This window comes from Ruegeria sp. O11 (assembly GCF_056535285.1).
This window is the reverse complement of sequence record NZ_JBQERS010000003.1, coordinates 31,178-48,157: the sequence shown is the minus strand read 5'-3', so window position 1 is coordinate 48,157 and position 16,980 is coordinate 31,178. Positions and strand designations below refer to the sequence as shown.

General features: G+C 58.0%; 17 protein-coding genes. 16 read left to right on the top strand and 1 reads right to left on the bottom strand.

What is annotated here, in order from left to right; translation table 11 throughout:
* The first annotated feature begins 2 nt into the window (after positions 1-2).
* The 3 genes from mraY (at position 3) to ACRZ91_RS08500 (ending at position 3,117) form a co-directional block, all read left to right on the top strand.
* Positions 3-1,085 (top strand): phospho-N-acetylmuramoyl-pentapeptide-transferase, encoded by a 1,083-nt coding sequence (gene mraY, locus ACRZ91_RS08510; protein ID WP_170781876.1) that lies wholly within the window; start codon positions 3-5, stop codon positions 1,083-1,085.
* 150 nt (positions 1,086-1,235) lie between these two features.
* Entirely contained in the window at positions 1,236-2,630 is a 1,395-nt protein-coding gene (gene murD, locus ACRZ91_RS08505; RefSeq protein WP_480904224.1) for a UDP-N-acetylmuramoyl-L-alanine--D-glutamate ligase, read from the top strand.
* A gap of 112 nt (positions 2,631-2,742) precedes the next feature.
* Positions 2,743-3,117, top strand: a complete 375-nt coding sequence (locus ACRZ91_RS08500) for a glycine zipper family protein (protein ID WP_480904221.1) — start codon at positions 2,743-2,745, stop codon at positions 3,115-3,117.
* On the opposite strand, the gene ACRZ91_RS08495 is transcribed toward ACRZ91_RS08500, so the two are convergent.
* Positions 3,114-4,292 (bottom strand): BaiN/RdsA family NAD(P)/FAD-dependent oxidoreductase, encoded by a 1,179-nt coding sequence (locus ACRZ91_RS08495; protein WP_480904218.1) that lies wholly within the window; start codon positions 4,290-4,292, stop codon positions 3,114-3,116. The genes ACRZ91_RS08500 and ACRZ91_RS08495 overlap by 4 nt on opposite strands.
* Before the next feature lie 241 nt (positions 4,293-4,533).
* Here ACRZ91_RS08495 and ACRZ91_RS08490 point away from each other — a divergent pair, with 241 nt between their 5' ends.
* The 13 genes from ACRZ91_RS08490 to ftsZ all read left to right on the top strand — a co-directional run bounded on the left by ACRZ91_RS08490 (position 4,534) and on the right by ftsZ (position 16,880).
* On the top strand, positions 4,534-5,580 hold the full coding sequence (locus ACRZ91_RS08490) for a Hint domain-containing protein (RefSeq protein ID WP_480904215.1): 1,047 nt from the start codon (positions 4,534-4,536) through the stop codon (positions 5,578-5,580).
* A 170-nt stretch (positions 5,581-5,750) separates the two neighbouring features.
* On the top strand, positions 5,751-6,914 hold the full coding sequence (gene ftsW, locus ACRZ91_RS08485) for a putative lipid II flippase FtsW (protein WP_480904213.1): 1,164 nt from the start codon (positions 5,751-5,753) through the stop codon (positions 6,912-6,914).
* Positions 6,914-8,005 carry a UDP-N-acetylglucosamine--N-acetylmuramyl-(pentapeptide) pyrophosphoryl-undecaprenol N-acetylglucosamine transferase gene (locus ACRZ91_RS08480; RefSeq protein WP_480904210.1) on the top strand — a complete coding sequence of 364 codons (1,092 nt, stop codon included), beginning with the start codon at positions 6,914-6,916 and terminating at the stop codon, positions 8,003-8,005. The genes ftsW and ACRZ91_RS08480 overlap by 1 nt, the downstream gene beginning before the upstream one ends.
* Positions 8,002-9,408 carry a UDP-N-acetylmuramate--L-alanine ligase gene (gene murC / locus ACRZ91_RS08475; RefSeq protein WP_480904207.1) on the top strand — a complete coding sequence of 469 codons (1,407 nt, stop codon included), beginning with the start codon at positions 8,002-8,004 and terminating at the stop codon, positions 9,406-9,408. The genes ACRZ91_RS08480 and murC overlap by 4 nt, the downstream gene beginning before the upstream one ends.
* Before the next feature lie 4 nt (positions 9,409-9,412).
* Positions 9,413-9,661 (top strand): DUF2484 family protein, encoded by a 249-nt coding sequence (locus ACRZ91_RS08470; RefSeq protein WP_480904204.1) that lies wholly within the window; start codon positions 9,413-9,415, stop codon positions 9,659-9,661.
* Positions 9,658-9,924 carry a DUF2484 family protein gene (locus ACRZ91_RS08465; protein ID WP_170476949.1) on the top strand — a complete coding sequence of 89 codons (267 nt, stop codon included), beginning with the start codon at positions 9,658-9,660 and terminating at the stop codon, positions 9,922-9,924. The genes ACRZ91_RS08470 and ACRZ91_RS08465 overlap by 4 nt, the downstream gene beginning before the upstream one ends.
* 22 nt (positions 9,925-9,946) lie before the next feature.
* Positions 9,947-10,240, top strand: coding sequence for a hypothetical protein (locus ACRZ91_RS08460; RefSeq protein WP_170543621.1), 294 nt, complete (start codon positions 9,947-9,949; stop codon positions 10,238-10,240).
* Positions 10,237-11,160: a UDP-N-acetylmuramate dehydrogenase gene (murB, locus tag ACRZ91_RS08455; protein ID WP_480904200.1), complete on the top strand. Its 924-nt coding sequence runs from the start codon at positions 10,237-10,239 to the stop codon at positions 11,158-11,160. Before ACRZ91_RS08460 ends, murB begins: the two co-directional genes overlap by 4 nt.
* Before the next feature lie 111 nt (positions 11,161-11,271).
* Positions 11,272-12,189 carry a D-alanine--D-alanine ligase gene (locus ACRZ91_RS08450; protein ID WP_480904198.1) on the top strand — a complete coding sequence of 306 codons (918 nt, stop codon included), beginning with the start codon at positions 11,272-11,274 and terminating at the stop codon, positions 12,187-12,189.
* Positions 12,177-13,181: a cell division protein FtsQ/DivIB gene (locus tag ACRZ91_RS08445; protein ID WP_480904196.1), complete on the top strand. Its 1,005-nt coding sequence runs from the start codon at positions 12,177-12,179 to the stop codon at positions 13,179-13,181. Before ACRZ91_RS08450 ends, ACRZ91_RS08445 begins: the two co-directional genes overlap by 13 nt.
* 8 nt (positions 13,182-13,189) lie before the next feature.
* Complete coding sequence (ftsA, locus tag ACRZ91_RS08440; protein WP_010442579.1) at positions 13,190-14,524, top strand: cell division protein FtsA; 1,335 nt, start codon at positions 13,190-13,192, stop codon at positions 14,522-14,524.
* Positions 14,511-14,930: a hypothetical protein gene (locus tag ACRZ91_RS08435; protein ID WP_480904193.1), complete on the top strand. Its 420-nt coding sequence runs from the start codon at positions 14,511-14,513 to the stop codon at positions 14,928-14,930. The genes ftsA and ACRZ91_RS08435 overlap by 14 nt, the downstream gene beginning before the upstream one ends.
* A gap of 348 nt (positions 14,931-15,278) precedes the next feature.
* Entirely contained in the window at positions 15,279-16,880 is a 1,602-nt protein-coding gene (gene ftsZ / locus ACRZ91_RS08430; RefSeq protein ID WP_480904190.1) for a cell division protein FtsZ, read from the top strand.
* Positions 16,881-16,980 lie beyond the last annotated feature (100 nt).

The window sequence follows — 16,980 nt, the reverse complement described above, 5'->3', positions numbered from 1 at the left end:
GTATGCTCTATTGGTTGACCGCCCTGTCGGACGGAGGGGATTTCTGGAACCTCTTCCGCTACATTACGTTCCGGGCAGGTGGAGCCTTTCTGACGGCATTGATCTTTGGATTTATCTTCGGAAAACCTCTGATTAACGTACTGCGTCGCAAGCAGGGCAAGGGCCAGCCGATCCGGGATGATGGCCCCGAAGCGCATCTGTCCAAAGCCGGAACCCCTACTATGGGTGGCCTTTTGATTGTTGGCGCACTGGTAACTTCAACGCTGGTCTGGGCGCGTTGGGACAATCCCTATGTGTGGATGGTACTTTTCGTAACACTGTCTTATGCGGCCATTGGATTCGCTGACGACTACGCCAAAGTATCAAAACAGAATACCAAAGGCGTTTCGAGCAAGATGCGTTTGGCTTTGGGAGTTCTGATTGCGGTTCTGGCGTCTTTTTGGGCAGGATTGCACCATCCTGCCGATTTGCAAAATCAACTGGCTATGCCGGTGTTCAAGGATACGCTGATCAATCTGGGCCTATTTTATATCCCATTCGCGGTCATTGTGATCGTTGGGGCTGCCAATGCGGTAAATCTGACCGATGGTTTGGACGGGTTGGCCATCATGCCCGCGATGATCGCCGCCTCGACGCTGGGCGTGATTGCCTATGCGGTGGGGCGGGTCGACTTCACCGAATACCTTGACGTGCATTATGTGCCCGGCACCGGTGAAATCTTCATATTCACCTCAGCGCTTTTTGGAGCGGGGCTTGGCTTCTTATGGTACAACGCCCCTCCGGCAGCAGTGTTCATGGGGGATACAGGATCGTTGGCTCTGGGCGGTGCACTTGGCGCAATCGCTGTTGCAACCAAGCACGAACTGGTGTTGGCCATTGTGGGTGGCCTATTCGTGGTCGAAGCGCTGAGCGTGATCATTCAAGTGCTTTACTACAAGCGCACTGGTAAACGTGTATTCCTGATGGCCCCAATCCATCATCACTATGAGAAAAAGGGCTGGGCTGAGCCAACGATTGTGATCCGCTTCTGGATCATCTCGCTGATCCTGGCGATGATTGGTCTGGCGACTTTGAAAGTGCGGTAGGACTCCCGCCGGGTTCGGAGGGCCTGTGGCCCGCCTGCCACCCGTTGGGCCCGGCTCGCGCTGCCGCGCGAGCCTGAGCGCCCCCTTGCCTTTGGGAAATCCTTCGGTGCAGTGTGGCGCAAATTTCTATGCGATGAAGGTGGACAGCAGATGATCCCGGTCAAAGGGTTTTCAGGGAAAAAAGTTGCGGTTCTGGGGCTAGGGCGGTCTGGTTTGGCCACGGCTCGTGCATTGCAGGCGGGCGGTGCCGAACCGGTGTGCTGGGATGACAACCCGGCCGCGCGTGAGGCGGCTGAAGGAGAGGGGCTGGTCTGCTCTGATCTGCGCCGACATGGAGCGTTCGAAAATATTGCTACCCTGATTGTTTCACCTGGTATTCCGCATCTTTATCCCATGCCCAATCCGGTCGTGGCTGCTGCAACGGATGCTGGCGTCCCGGTAGACAATGATATTGGCTTGTTCTTTCGCTCCTTCGCCGGGCCTGAATGGCACAACTATGACACCCCGCCGCGTGTCATCGCAGTGACGGGATCGAACGGCAAATCAACGACTGCAGCCCTGATCCACCATATCCTGACCGAGGCCGGGCGCGACTCGCAGTTGGCGGGCAATATTGGGCGCGGTGTTCTGGATATCGATCCGGGCGGTGATGGCTCGGTGGTGGTGTTAGAGCTGTCCAGTTATCAAACTGAACTGGCCCGCGCCCTGACGCCAGATGTGGCGGTTTTCACCAATCTCTCACCTGATCATCTTGACCGGCATGGAGGTAAGGGTGGCTATTTCGCAGCCAAACGCCGCCTCTTTGCCGAAGGCGGGCCGGATCGCGCCGTGATCGGGATCGATGAGGCTGAAGGCGCGTTTTTGGCTGGTCAGCTGGCTGAGGGGCCGTCTGATGATCGGGTGATCCGCATTTCGGTTGCGCGTAAACTGACTGGACCGGGCTGGCAGGTTTTTGCACGCAAGGGATACTTGTCTGAATACCGCAAGGGACGTCAGACGGGATCAATTGATCTGCGCGACATCAAGGGCTTGCCAGGCGCGCATAACCACCAGAACGCTTGTGCTGCCTATGCTGCCTGCCGTTCTCTGGGCTTGGCCCCCCGCGTGATCGAAGACGCGCTGCATAGTTTTCCTGGTCTGCCGCATCGCAGTCAAATTATTGCCGAAGTGGATGGGGTGACCTTCGTGAACGACTCTAAGGCCACCAATGTGGACAGCGCCTTGAAAGCGCTGAGCGCCTTCAAAAAGGTTCGCTGGATCTGTGGCGGGCTTGAGAAAGAGGGTGGGCTTGAGGCGCTGAACGGGGCCGAAGGTCACGTGATCAAGGCCTATGTCATTGGACGCGAGGCTGCGGGTTTTGCCATGCAGCTAACTGCGGATGCTCAGGTTTGCACCACTATGGCTGCCGCTGTTGAACAGGCCATGGCAGACGCGCAGCCGGGCGAGGTGGTCTTGTTGGCCCCTGCAGCGGCCAGTTTCGACCAATATGACAATTTCGAACAGCGCGGTGATGACTTCACCGCCGAGGTGAAAAAACGCCTCTGAAAGCAAGGCGTTTGCAATTGTTTGCCGGTTCGGCGAAGCTGAGCGCCTATCTGCTTGACGCGCAATCTGCATTGGTTTTTGCCTTCAGGAAATTCAACACGAGGTTATGAAAATGCCAAACCGTAAGTTTCTATTGATCGTTCCCGCTCTGCTTTTGGCGGGGGCATGCACCAATACCGGTGCCAACTATCAGCCCGTGATCGATGGTCCTGTAGGCCCGAACTACAATGTCGATCTGCAGCAATGCCAGCAACTGGCGGCCTCACAGGCCAGCGTTGATGGGTCCACTGCTGGCAATGCGGCCATCGGCGCGGTAGGCGCAGCTGCCGTAACGGGCATCGTTCAGGACAGCAGCGACAATCTGGGTCGCGCAGCCGTTGCCGGCGCTCTGGTTGGGGCAGGCGCGGACGTGATCAATAAGAACCAGAACAAGGAAGTGCTGGTGCGCAATTGCATGCGCGGTCGAGGCTACAACGTCGTTGGTTAACGGCCTGCGATGGTACTTCCTGCAGCGTGGCCCGAAGACCACGCCCATTGGAAGTTATAACCACCCAGCCAACCGGTGACATCCACCGCTTCACCAATAACATAGAGGCCGGGGACTTCCCTGGCCTCCATCGTTTTGGACGACAACCCTTGAGTATCGATTCCACCCAGCGTTACCTCGGCCGTGCGATAACCTTCAGTGCCAGCAGGGGTGAGGTGCCAGTCCGACAGAGCCGCGACTAGATCGGTCAGCGCAGCATCGGATTGATCCGCCAGATTGCCTTGCATCTGGAAATGGTGCTTGAGGTAGTCCACCAGACGCGAAGGTAAATGGCGTGCGAGCTCTGTGGTCAGCGCCTTGCGTCCACCCGCCTGCCGCTGATCCCGCAACAGCTCGAACAGCCCTAGATCCGGGATCAGATTCACCCGAATGACCTCGCCCTCGCGCCAATACGAAGATAGTTGCAGTACAGAAGGGCCGCTCAGCCCGCGATGGGTGAACAGCAGGGCCTCATCGAAACTGGTGCGTTGATTTGACAGCCGCACGGGCAGCGAGACACCGGATAGGTCTTTGAACCGTCCATCTGAAAAGGTGAATGGCACCAGCGCTGCCCGGGTTTCGGTCACCTTTAGCCCGAATTGGCGCGCAATGTCGTAGGCCAACCCTGTTGCACCCATCTTGGGGATCGACTTGCCGCCCGTGGCCAAAACCAGATTGCGGCATGTCAGGGAAAGGCGATTGCCTTCTCGCTCGACCTCCAGCGAAAACCCGCTCTCGGTCTTGCGCAGCGAGTGGAGGGTAGTCTGTACCCACAGCTCGGCCCCGACACGTGCCATTTCGTCCAGCAACATTTGGATAATCTGTTTTGACGAACCGTCACAAAACAACTGCCCCAGAGTCTTCTCATGCCAGGCAATGTGGTGACGTTCTACCAGATCGATGAAATCCCATTGTGTGTACCGCGCCAAAGCCGATTTGCTAAAATGGGGGTTCTGCGACAGGAAATTTCCTGGCCCCGCATGCAAATTGGTGAAATTGCACCGCCCGCCGCCGGATATACGGATCTTTTCGCCGGGCGCTTTTGCGTGATCGATCACCAGCGCGCGTCCACCGCAATGGGTCGCGCACATCATGCCAGCCGCCCCGGCACCAAGGATGATTGTATCGTAATTCATGTATGGCCATTGGCCTGTTATCCGCCGGATGGCAAGGGCCACCGGACCACGCGCGTTGAAGTGAGGCGGATTGATCTTGTTCTACAAGCCTCATGGTCCAGTATTGGAGCAGTGCGCACGCGCCACAGGGGTGAAATATCCCGTGAGCTCAGCTTGACCCATCGTAAACCAGGCTCTAGCAAAAAATGGCACATATACTGGATATGTGCGTGTGTTTTGAAATGTTGTGGAGTTACGCCCGATGCCAACGAATATCTATGGTGCGTTTCGCAGCAACACCACGTTGTCCGACGCAGGCGCTTCAACAACCGTCGTGGGATCAACTTTCCAGATTTTTGCATATGATCAAATCACCGTCGAAGATGGTGCCGACGGTACGATTTACAGCGGTGACAGCATTTCCAACGAAGTCTCGAACGATCCGACGCAGACTTACAACGGTGAGATCATATTCTGGGATTTTACGGTCACGGTGACAGATGGCACCAACACCTACCAGATCGGCCTGTTTGACTATGATATCAACGGCGATGGTGACTCGATCGGAGTTGACAGCGAAGACGGATATTTCATGGCATTTATCGGAGGGTCTATTCCGCCGTTAAATACGACGCTGACGATCACGGCGATCGTCGATAATGGACCCAGCATTGATGTAGATACCGTTGTACCATGTTTCACTTTGGGGACTAAGATCGATACCCCGTCTGGCCCGAGACCGGTTGAAACCCTCGAAACAGGTGATTTTGTTCTGACACTCGATAATGGACCTCAGGCCATCCGTTGGATCGGAAGGCGCACTCTGGACAGTATTGACCTGAATATTAAACCCAAGTTGCGCCCCGTCAGAATTGCCAAGGGTGCGTTGGGCGAAGGTCTGCCCGAACGCACATTACGCGTTTCTCCGCAACATCGGATGCTGCTGCGCTCAGCCATTGCTGGACGCATGTTTTCCAGTCACGAGATCCTGGTTCCAGCGATCAAACTTTTGGGGCTGCCGGGGGTTTCGGTGGATCAGGAGGCGCAAAGCGTAACATATGTTCACTTCCTTTTTGACAGGCACGAGGTGGTCTTCGCAGAAGGCGCACCATCGGAAAGCCTGTTAACCGGGCCCGAAGCACTAAAAAGCGTTGGGAAAGACGCCCTGGCGGAAATCACCGAGTTGTTTCCCGAAATTGTCGCCAAAGACTACGAGCCTCAGGTGGCACGCCTCGTGCCGCAACAGGGTCGGAAGATGCAATCTCTGATCCAGCGTCACGTGAAAAACGACAAGCCGTTGTTGTCCTGACAGATGGTCCCAGCGTGCGGCGCGGGCTTTGACAATGATGTCGTCATGTCGGGAAAAGTGTTTTGAAAATCTATTCCGTCATTCCTCTGGTCTGAAAACAAAAATCACTGTAGACTCCCGAACAGATCCCGAAAACGGGACGTTGACGAGGCAGATAGTGGCGGTATCTCATGACTGAGATGGTGTATGGCGCGGTCCAGGACCAGCGCGGCGAACCGATTCTACCGAAGTGGTGGCGGACGATTGACCGCTGGACGATGTCCTGCGTTTTGATCCTGTTTGTCATAGGGCTTCTGCTTGGGCTGGCCTCTTCGCCGCCGCTCGCGGGGCGCAACGGATTTGATCCTTTCCACTATGTCGAGCGGCAGGCGCTGTTCGGAGGGCTCGCGCTGGTTGCGATGCTTCTGACCTCGATGATGTCACCCACGCTGGTGCGGCGTCTGGCGATCTTGGGCTTTCTGGTCTCGTTCGTGTCGCTCGCCTTCCTGCCGATCTTTGGCACGGATTTTGGCAAAGGCGCAGTGCGCTGGTATTCGCTGGGCTTTGCCTCGCTGCAACCATCAGAATTTCTCAAGCCCGGATTTGTCGTCGTGGCAGCGTGGCTGTTGGCTGCTTCGCAGGAAATCAATGGCCCTCCGGGGCGGTTATGGTCCTTTGCGCTGTGTATGGCGATTGTTGCGATGCTGGTGATGCAACCCGATTTCGGTCAGGCCTGCCTGATCCTCTTTGGTTGGGGGGTAATGTATTTCGTGGCGGGCGCTCCGATGTTGCTGTTGGTTGGCATGGCGGGGGCCGTGGTTTTGGGCGGAATGTTCGCCTATTCCAACTCAGAGCACTTTGCGCGCCGTATCGACGGTTTTCTAAATCAGGAACTCGACCCGACCACTCAGCTTGGCTACGCGACGAACGCAATCCGCGAGGGTGGGTTGTTCGGTGTTGGCGTGGGCGAGGGACAGGTGAAATGGTCGCTGCCTGACGCGCATACTGATTTCATCATCGCAGTGGCGGCAGAGGAGTATGGTCTGATCCTCGTTCTGATCATCATCGCACTCTATTCGTTGATCGTCGTGCGTTCGCTGCTGCGACTGATGCGCGAACGCGACATGTTCATTCGCCTGGCGGGTACCGGGCTGGCCTGCATGTTCGGTGTACAGGCGATGATCAACATGGGCGTTGCTGTACGTCTGTTGCCTGCAAAAGGCATGACGTTGCCTTTCGTCAGCTATGGCGGCTCGTCACTGATCGCAGGCGGCATCGCGGTTGGCATGTTGCTGGCCTTCACCCGAACCCGCCCGCAAGGCGAGTTGGGTGATATTTTGCGCGGGCGAGGATGATGCCGTATCTTCTGATCGCAGCAGGTGGCACCGGAGGACACATGTTCCCGGCGCAGGCACTGGCAGAAGCGATTCTGGCCAAAGGCTGGCGTGTGCGCTTGTCCACCGATCCGCGAGGCGCGCGCTATACCGGTGCGTTCCCCGAAGGTGTTGAAATTGTCGAGGCATCCTCGGCAACCTTCGCCCGCGGCGGTCTGGCCGCCAAAGTGCTGGTCGGGCCCAAGATTGCTGCTGGTGTGACCGGTATGGCGGCGCAGATGATGCGCGACAAGCCGGACGTTGTGGTGGGATTTGGAGGCTATCCGTCGATCCCGGCGCTGGGAGCGGCAACGCTGTTGAAAATCCCGCGTATGATCCATGAACAGAACGGCGTTCTGGGTCGCGTGAATAAAGTGTTTGCAACTCGGGTCGCACAGGTGGCCTGCGGTGTCTGGCCCACCGATCTGCCGGACGGGGCCAACGGTATCCACACCGGCAACCCGGTGCGCGGCGCAGTACTGGAACGCGAAGGAGCGCCCTTTATTCCGCCCGGAGATTACCCGATGTCGGTGCTTGTAATGGGCGGCTCGCAAGGCGCGCGTATTCTCAGCGATGTGGTCCCCGGTGCGATTGCAGCGTTGCCCGAAGCCGTACGCGACCATATCCGCGTCTCGCATCAAGCCCGCGACGAGGATAGCGAGCGGGTCAAAGCCTTTTACTCCAATCACGGCATCCGCGCCGATGTGCAGCCATTTTTTGACGATGTGCCGCGTCGCATGTCTGATGCGCAGCTGGTTGTCAGCCGCTCGGGTGCCTCCAGCATCGCCGACATCTCGGTGATTGGCCGTCCGTCGATATTGATCCCGCTTGCTACCGCCGCTGGTGACCACCAAACCGCCAATGCGCGCGGGTTGGTTCAGGCGGGTGGGGCGATCATGATCCCGGAAAACGCCCTTGACGTTCCCGCGCTGACAGAGCAGATGACCACGGTTCTCACCAACCCCGAAGCCGCACAGCAAATGGCCCATGCCGCGCTATCGGTCGGGGCTCCGGACGCGACCGAGCGTCTGGTCGCCCTTGTCGAGCAACTGGCGCAGAAGGAGACCTCATGAATCCAGCAACCAAACTGCCGCAGGACGTTGGACCGATCCATTTCGTGGGCATCGGCGGGATCGGGATGTCGGGCATCGCCGAGGTGCTTTTGAACCTTGGCTACCGGGTGCAAGGTTCGGATCTGAAAACCTCGAAGATTACTGACCGACTAGCTGGGCTGGGTGCTGAGATTTTCGAAGGCCAGCGTGCCGAGAACCTGCAGAACGCCGCAGTGGTCGTCGTCTCGACCGCGATCAAACCAGGCAACCCGGAACTGGATGAGGCGCGCGCGCAGGGCCTACCGGTGGTGCGCCGCGCCGACATGCTGGCCGAACTCATGCGGCTGCGCTCGAATATTGCCATCGCCGGAACCCACGGAAAAACGACCACGACCACGATGATGGCGGAACTGATGGTCGCGGGCGATTTCGATCCCACCGTCATCAATGGCGGCATCATCCACGCCTATGGCTCGAATGCACGGATGGGGCAGGGTGAATGGATGGTGGTTGAGGCGGATGAGAGCGATGGCTCGTTCAATCGCCTGCCTGCAACCATCGCCATCGTCACCAATATCGACCCCGAGCATATGGAGCACTGGGGCGATTTCGACAAACTGCGCGACGGGTTTTACGAATTCGTCTCGAACCTGCCATTTTATGGCCTTGCTGTCTGCTGCACCGATCATGCAGAGGTGCAGGCTCTGGTCGGTCGCATCTCGGACCGTCGCGTGCGCACCTATGGCTTCAACGCACAGGCCGATGTGCGGGCCGAGAACCTGACCTATAAAGGTGGCGTCGCCCATTTCGACATCCATTTGCGCTACGAAGACAAGGTGATCGAAGGCTGCACCCTGCCGATGCCAGGCGATCATAACGTATCGAATGCTCTGTCCGCAGTGGCTGTTGCCCGTCATCTGGGGATGAAAGCTTCGGAAATTCGCGACGCGCTGGCCAATTTCGGTGGTGTTAACCGCCGCTTCACCAAGGTCGGAGAGATCAACGGTGTCACCATCATCGACGATTATGGTCACCACCCTGTTGAAATCGCAGCTGTCCTCAAGGCTGCGCGCCAAGCTACCGAGGGCCGCGTCATCGCCGTCCACCAGCCGCACCGCTATTCGCGATTGTCTGATCTGTTTGATGATTTTTGCACCTGCTTCAACGATGCCGATGTGGTCGCCATCGCCGAGGTCTTTGCTGCGGGCGAAGACCCGATCGAAGGGGCCGACCGTGACGCACTGGTCGAAGGGCTGATCCGTCATGGCCACCGCCATGCGCGGGCCATTCTGGATGAAAGTGACCTAGTGCGGCTCGTCCGTGAACAGGCCCGACCGGGGGATATGGTTGTATGCCTCGGTGCCGGGACCATCAGCGCCTGGGCCAATGGATTGCCTGACCAATTGATTGCGAAGGCGAGTTAGGCTCGTGTCGCTTTCGCTCATCATCGCCTGCGCCTGGGTTTTTGCCTCAACCATCGTCGCAATACTACCGATGCGTCTGCAATTTCCACCGGGTGTTGTGCTGCTGGTTAGCGCACCCGTACTGATTTTTTGGCTTGGACATGATTATGGATGGTTCATTGGGGCATTGGCTTTCGCCGCCTTTGCTTCGATGTTTCGTAATCCGATCCGCTATTACTGGCGTAAATGGACGGATAAAGAGGTATCAGAGTGAATTGGTCGCTTGCGCTTGCCGGTCTTTGGGGCGTTGTTGCCAATATATTGGCAATGCTTCCAAGCAAAGACAATCACTGGAAACGGGCATATTTCTTGATAGCCGTAGGAATTCCAATTCTTGGTTATGTCACCTATGAAAGCGGTCCCTGGATCGGGCTTGTGGTGCTGGCTGCGGGTATGTCGATCTTGCGCTGGCCGGTGATATACCTGACCCGTTGGACAAAGGCGAAATTGCAGGGCATGAAGGCGGTCAACAAGTAACCGACCATATCAGGAGGCCCCCATGGTCGACATTGCCACCTTTGCTTATCTGCCATTGATCTCTCTCATCTTCGGCGCCGTATCTGGTTTTGTTGCCGGACGCTGGATCGGTATCAAAGCGCTGCTTTGGCTGATCGGTTTGACTTCGGCTGTGGCATTGGTGCTGATCGTGATGTTGGCTGGTGTTGAAGCAGGCGAAGAGGAAAATGCATTTGGCCCATTTGTTTGGCTCACAGGTGGTGTCCTACCTTTCCTGTTTGCCGTCATCATGGGGGGCGTCGGCGGACGCAGCCTGTCAGCTAGGACAAATGCATGACCCATCTACCCGTGGTCCGAGGTCGCCTGACCGAGGCGCGTGCGCTCAATGATTTGACTTGGCTTCGCGTTGGTGGACCTGCTGATTATTTGTTTCAGCCCGCTGATATCGAAGACCTGCAGGCCTTTTTGCGCGACCTGCCCGCGGACGTTCCGGTTTTTCCCATGGGTGTCGGATCAAACATAATTGTACGGGATGGCGGCCTGCGGGCCGTGGTGATCCGTTTGGGGCGCGGGTTCAACGGTATCTCAGTCGACGGAAATACCGTTACAGCAGGCGCGGCGGCACTGGATGCGCATGTGGCGCGCAAGGCAGCGGATGCAGGCGTTGACCTGACATTTCTGCGCACGATCCCCGGCTCTATCGGCGGGGCGGTGCGCATGAACGCGGGTTGCTATGGCAGCTACACGGCGGATGTGCTGCAAAAAGCCACCATCGTCACACAGCAGGGCGAACTTGTCGAACTCAGCCCCGATGACCTCAACTTCCGCTACCGTCAATCTGATCTGCCCGAAGGTGCGGTGCTGGTTTCAGCCACCTTCCAAGCCCCCTCGGGCGATCCGGCCGGGCTGCACGCCCGCATGGAAGCGCAGCTTAAGAAGCGCGACGAAACGCAGCCAACCAAGGACAGAAGCGCTGGTTCGACCTTCCGCAACCCGGCTGGGTTTTCTTCGACCGGGCGCGAAGATGATGTGCACGACCTCAAGGCGTGGAAGGTGATCGACAACGCGGGCATGCGCGGCGCTACCAAAGGCGGCGCGCAAATGAGCCCCAAGCACTCGAATTTCCTGATCAATACCGGTGACGCGACTGCCGCTGACCTCGAGGGACTGGGCGAAGAGGTCAGAAAAAAGGTTTACGAAACAAGCGGCATCACGCTAGAGTGGGAAATCATGCGGGTCGGTGATCCGCTGAAATAATATAGCCCCAACCGTCAGACCAAAACAGGCAAATTCAGGCGACGGATCAAAGGCATAAACGCAATACGGACCACTACATAAGGTCCGGGGACATTGAGGCGCACATTGGGTATGTCGAGCAGGACAAACCCCAAAGTGGCGGTATTGATGGGCGGCCCCTCGGCGGAACGCGAGGTGTCTCTCAGCTCTGGGCGCGAATGCGCGGCCGCCCTTGTGGGAGAAGGCTTTGAAGTGGTCGAACTGGACGCGGGTCCCGACCTCTACGCGCGCCTTCTGGAGATCAAGCCAGATGTGGTTTTCAACGCCCTGCATGGCCGCTGGGGCGAGGATGGCTGTGTGCAGGGTCTACTGGAATGGATGCGCATTCCCTACACGCATTCCGGCGTGCTGGCCTCGGCTTTGGCGATGGACAAACAGCGCAGTAAGGATGTTTATCAGGCCGAGGGTCTGCCTGTCGTGCCCAGCGTGATCGTGCCCAAGGTCGAAGTGGTCGAAGTCCACGTGATGGAACCACCCTATGTGGCCAAGCCCAACAACGAAGGTTCTAGCGTCGGCATTTATATCGTGCACGAAAATGCCAACGGCCCCCCGCAACTGGACGCGGCGATGCCCGATCAGGTGATGGTTGAGAAATACGTCGCAGGCCGTGAACTGACCGTGACGGTGATGGGCGACCGCGCCCTTACGGTAACCGAAATCATGACCGATGGTGGCTGGTACGACTATGACGCCAAGTACAAACCCGGCGGCTCGTGGCACGTGCTGCCCGCCGACATCCCGCAGGATATCTTTGACCGCTGCATGGACTACGCGCTGAAAGCCCATAATGCACTGGGTTGTCGCGGCGTATCCCGTACCGATTACCGCTGGGATGACAGCATGGGTGCGGATGGTCTGTTCCTGCTGGAAACCAACACGCAGCCCGGCATGACGCCAACCTCGCTGGTGCCCGAACAAGCCGCGCATCTGGGCATGACATTCGGCGAGCTTTGCGCCTGGATGGTGGAGGACGCCTCATGCGACCGCTGACCGCCACCCGCACGCCAGTGATCCACCGGACCAAACCGCTGGCGGGGCCAGATGCGGATTTTGGTGCTGCTCCAAAGTCGGAATCCGAAGTTGAACCTAAACTGCGCTTGCGAGGCACCCGATTCTTTGGTCGCGGACGCTTGTCTGATCCTGCGCCTTCGCGCCTCAGCTACCGTTTTCAGCGCTGGATGCTCACCCCCGGCATCCGGCGCGGGGTGAAGATTGGTCTACCGGTTCTGGCGGTCGTCGGATTGGTCGGAGGCTTCTTTGCCGCTGAAGAACGCCGCGAGGCCGTCAGCGCCTATGTCGCCGGCATCAAGACCTCGATTCAGGAACGTCCGGAATTCATGGTCAACCTGATGGCCATCGACGGCGCGGGGACCGCGCTATCGGAAGATATCCGCGAGGTTGTGCCTCTCGATTTCCCGCTCAGTTCCTGGGACCTGGATGTCGAGATGATCCGCGACACCATCACTGGGCTCGATCCGGTGAAATCGGCAACTGTGCGCATTCGCCCCGGCGGTATCTTACAGGTGGATGTAGTTGAACGTCAGCCGGTCATCGTCTGGCGTAGGCGTGACGGGATCGAGCTATTGGATGAAACTGGTGCCCACGTGGATATGATTGCGGCGCGTGCTGATCACGCAAACTTGCCTTTGATTGCCGGGAAAGGCGCGGACAAGCATGTGCCCGAAGCGCTGCAGATTCTGACAACCGCCCGCAGTTTGGGCGAGCGGGTCCGGGGGCTCGTGCGAGTTGGTGAACGCCGCTGGGATCTGGTGTTGGATCGCAACCAGCGCATCATGTTGCCAACCGAGCGACCCGCGCGTGCACTGGAACGCGTGCTGGCCGTAAACGAGGTGCAGGACCTTTTGGAACGCGACGTGGCTGCGGTTGATATGCGCCTTGGCCAGCGACCAACCATCCGTATGAACAAAACAGCCAGCGAAGACTGGTGGAACACAAAAGTAGATGTGAGTGACGGGCAGTAACGACCATGATGACCGATCTTTATCAGTCCCAACGGGCCATGCGGCAGATGCGCCGGCAGGCAATGCAACGCGGTGTTGTCGCCATTTTGGATGTGGGCAGCTCCAAAATCGCCTGCCTCGTCCTGCGCTTCGACGGGACGGGGCGGTTGTCCGAGGACAATTCGATTGGCTCCATGGCGGGTCAGACCGGGTTTCGGGTGATTGGTGCCGCGACCACTCGCTCGCGCGGGGTGCAGTTCGGCGAAGTTACCGCGATGCAGGAGACCGAGCGCGCCATCCGCACCGCCCTGCAAGCAGCGCAGAAAATGGCCGATATCCGTGTTGATCACGTCATCGCGTCCTTCTCAGGGGCCAATCCGCGCTCATACGGTCTGGACGCACAGGTCGATCTGGAAGGCCAGCTGGTCACCGAGGCCGAAGTGGGGCGCGTGCTGAACGCCTGTGATGTGCCGGATTATGGCGAAGGACGCGAAGTGTTGCATGCCCAGCCGGTGAATTTCGCACTGGACAACCGTTCGGGTCTGATCGACCCGCGTGGACAGTTAGGTCAAAGCCTTGCAGTTGATATGCACATGCTGACCGTCGATGCGGTTGCGATCCAGAACATCGTCCGCTGTATCAAGCGCTGCGATCTGGAACTGGCAGGGATTGCGAACTCAGCCTACGTTTCGGGCATTTCCGCATTGGTCGAGGACGAACAAGAGCTGGGTGCAGCCTGTATCGACATGGGCGGCGGTACGACCAGCATCTCAATCTTCATGAAAAAACATATGATCTATGCCGATTGCGTGCGCATGGGCGGCGATCACGTGACCAGCGATATCTCCATGGGCCTTGGAGTGCCCGCAGCAGTGGCCGAACGGATCAAGACCTTTAACGGCGGTGTCCATGCCACCGGGGCTGATGATCGTGACTTGATCGATATTGGCGGCGATACCGGTGATTGGGAGCATGACCGTCGCACCGTCAGCCGTGCCGAATTAATCGGCATTATGCGACCACGCGTCGAAGAAATCCTCGAAGAAGTCCGCACCCGCTTGGATGCAGCGGGATTTGATCACCTGCCCAGCCAGCAAATCGTTCTGACTGGCGGTGGCAGCCAGATCATGGGACTCGACGGTTTGGCCAGTCGTATTCTGGGCCAGCGTGTTCGCTTGGGTCGCCCGCTGCGCGTCCATGGTTTGCCGCAATCGGCCACGGGGCCGGGTTTTTCCTCGGCGGTGGGGCTTAGCCTGTTTGCTGCGCATCCACAGGACGAATGGTGGGACTTTGAAATCCCGGTTGACACCTACGCTGCTCGCCCGTTCAAACGCGCCGTGCGTTGGTTCCGTGACAACTGGTAAACAACTGCGCCTGGTAGCACTTTGCGCGGCGTTCTTACCCACCGTCGCAAAGGCCCAGACACTGATCACGCCTGAAGCGTTTCTGAACGCTGTTGTTGGTAAAACGATCACCTTTCACGAAATCCGCAGCGGCATGCTGGTCGGAACTGAAGAGTTTCTGAGCCCGACTCTCTCTGTCTGGCGGATGGAGGGGCGGGGATGTGTTTACGGCCAGATCACCACGCCAAACGGCCAGATATGCTTTCTCTATGATGACACACCAGATGGCGTACCAGTCTGCTGGTGGCCCTTCTTGCACGATGACCGGCTGATGGTGCGTCTCGCGCGTTTCATCGGTAGCGAAACGCAAGAAGTCCGAAGTGTTACAGATGACAGTCTAAACTGCCCAAGTACTCCTGTAGGCTAAAGAAATCGGTTGCAGCCCGCGCCAGAATCCCGCAAGATATCCACAAGGCCCGAAAGAGGTCTAGCGGCAGGACGTTGAGCAGTTTTCCGCGACCATATTGAATGATCAACGAGTTTCGCACCCCCGTAGGGCGGGTGTGGTTTTCCGTACGTAGTGGTACATGAGCCATTCGCCGCAACATATCGCGGTTGCAGCGAAATGCGGCAGTTTGTTGCCTTATTTCCTCCATATTTTGTGGAATCTGGCGATTTTTCTGGTGACGTTTCCGAAATGACACAGTAAAATCAATTGTGGATAGGTCAGAATAAACCGCATTTTGCGGCAACATATAAAACAGGCGGACAGAGCATGACATTAAATCTTTCGATGCCCGGGCACGACGAACTCAAGCCTCGGATTACCGTATTTGGCGTTGGCGGCGCTGGGGGCAATGCTGTCGACAATATGATTGAAAAGCAGTTGGACGGCGTTGAATTTGTCGTCGCCAATACAGACGCGCAGGCGTTGCAGCAAAGCCGCTCATCAGCGCGGGTGCAACTGGGTGTCAAAGTCACAGAAGGGCTGGGTGCGGGGGCACGCCCGACCGTGGGAGCCGCGGCTGCCGAAGAAAGCATCGAACAGATCGTTGACCACCTGGCAGGGGCACATATGTGCTTTATCACTGCCGGTATGGGCGGCGGCACCGGCACAGGTGCGGCCCCGATCATAGCACAGGCTGCGCGAGAATTGGGTGTTCTGACCGTTGGTGTTGTGACCAAACCCTTCCAGTTCGAAGGGGCCAAGCGGATGCGTCAGGCCGAAGACGGCGTTGACGCATTGCAGCAAGTTGTCGACACACTGATCATCATCCCGAACCAGAACCTGTTCCGTCTGGCCAATGAAAAGACCACGTTCACTGAAGCGTTCTCGATGGCGGATGACGTTCTGTATCAGGGCGTCAAGGGCGTGACCGACCTGATGGTGCGTCCGGGTCTGATCAACCTCGACTTTGCCGACGTCCGCGCTGTGATGGATGAGATGGGCAAGGCGATGATGGGTACGGGTGAAGCCACTGGTGAAGACCGCGCCATTCAGGCTGCTGAGAAGGCGATTGCCAACCCGCTGCTGGACGAAATTAGCCTCAAGGGCGCGAAGGGCGTGCTGATCAACATCACTGGTTCGCACGACCTGACCCTGTTCGAATTGGACGAGGCCGCCAACCGCATCCGCGAGGAAGTGGATCCCGAAGCCAACATCATCGTCGGTTCGACCCTCGATACCGAGATGGAAGGTGGCATGCGTGTTTCTGTTGTTGCGACGGGTATCGATGCCAGCGAAAAAACCGACGACGTGCCAGTCGCACGCCGCTCGATGTCAGCTCCGCTGACCCGTACGGTTTCAGCGGAAGAGCAGCCGCAGGAGCCGGTTGCCAGCACCCCGACAGCAGAAGAGGACAACATTGCTCCGACGCTGTTTGAATCCATCGAAGACGTTGAGTTCAACGAGGGCTGGCAAGACGAACAGCCCGCGGCTGAACAGGACGATGACGGGCTGCCTCCGCCTGCCTATCAGCCACAAGTGGCACAATTCGAGCCGCAACCAGAAGTGGAAGAAACCCCCGAGGCTTACGTCGATCAGCGTGCTCCGACCCCCGGCACTCCGTCGCCGGAAGCGATGCAGCGATTGCAGGCAGCCGTACAAAAGGTACCGCATAACCGGCTACGTCCAACGGCTGAGGCCCCTCGTGAACCTGCCCCACAGCCGCAGCAGGCAGCCGAGGATCGTCCGCGTTTTGGATTTAACCGACTGATCGATCGTATGACTGGTCATGCGGCCGATACGCCTGCGCAACCGGTGCGCCAACAGCCTGCAATGCGGTCGGTTGACGCTACGGCACCTGCGCAGGATGAGGTTGATCCAGACCAGGAGCGCATCGAAATTCCGGCCTTCCTGCGGCGTCAAGCGAACTGATCGCGGTAACAAAATCGTTTGAAAGGGTCGCAAACGTGCGGCCCTTTCCCATTGAAACACAAGGCATTAAACCCATGTAAGCAGGGATTTGCCGATGTGT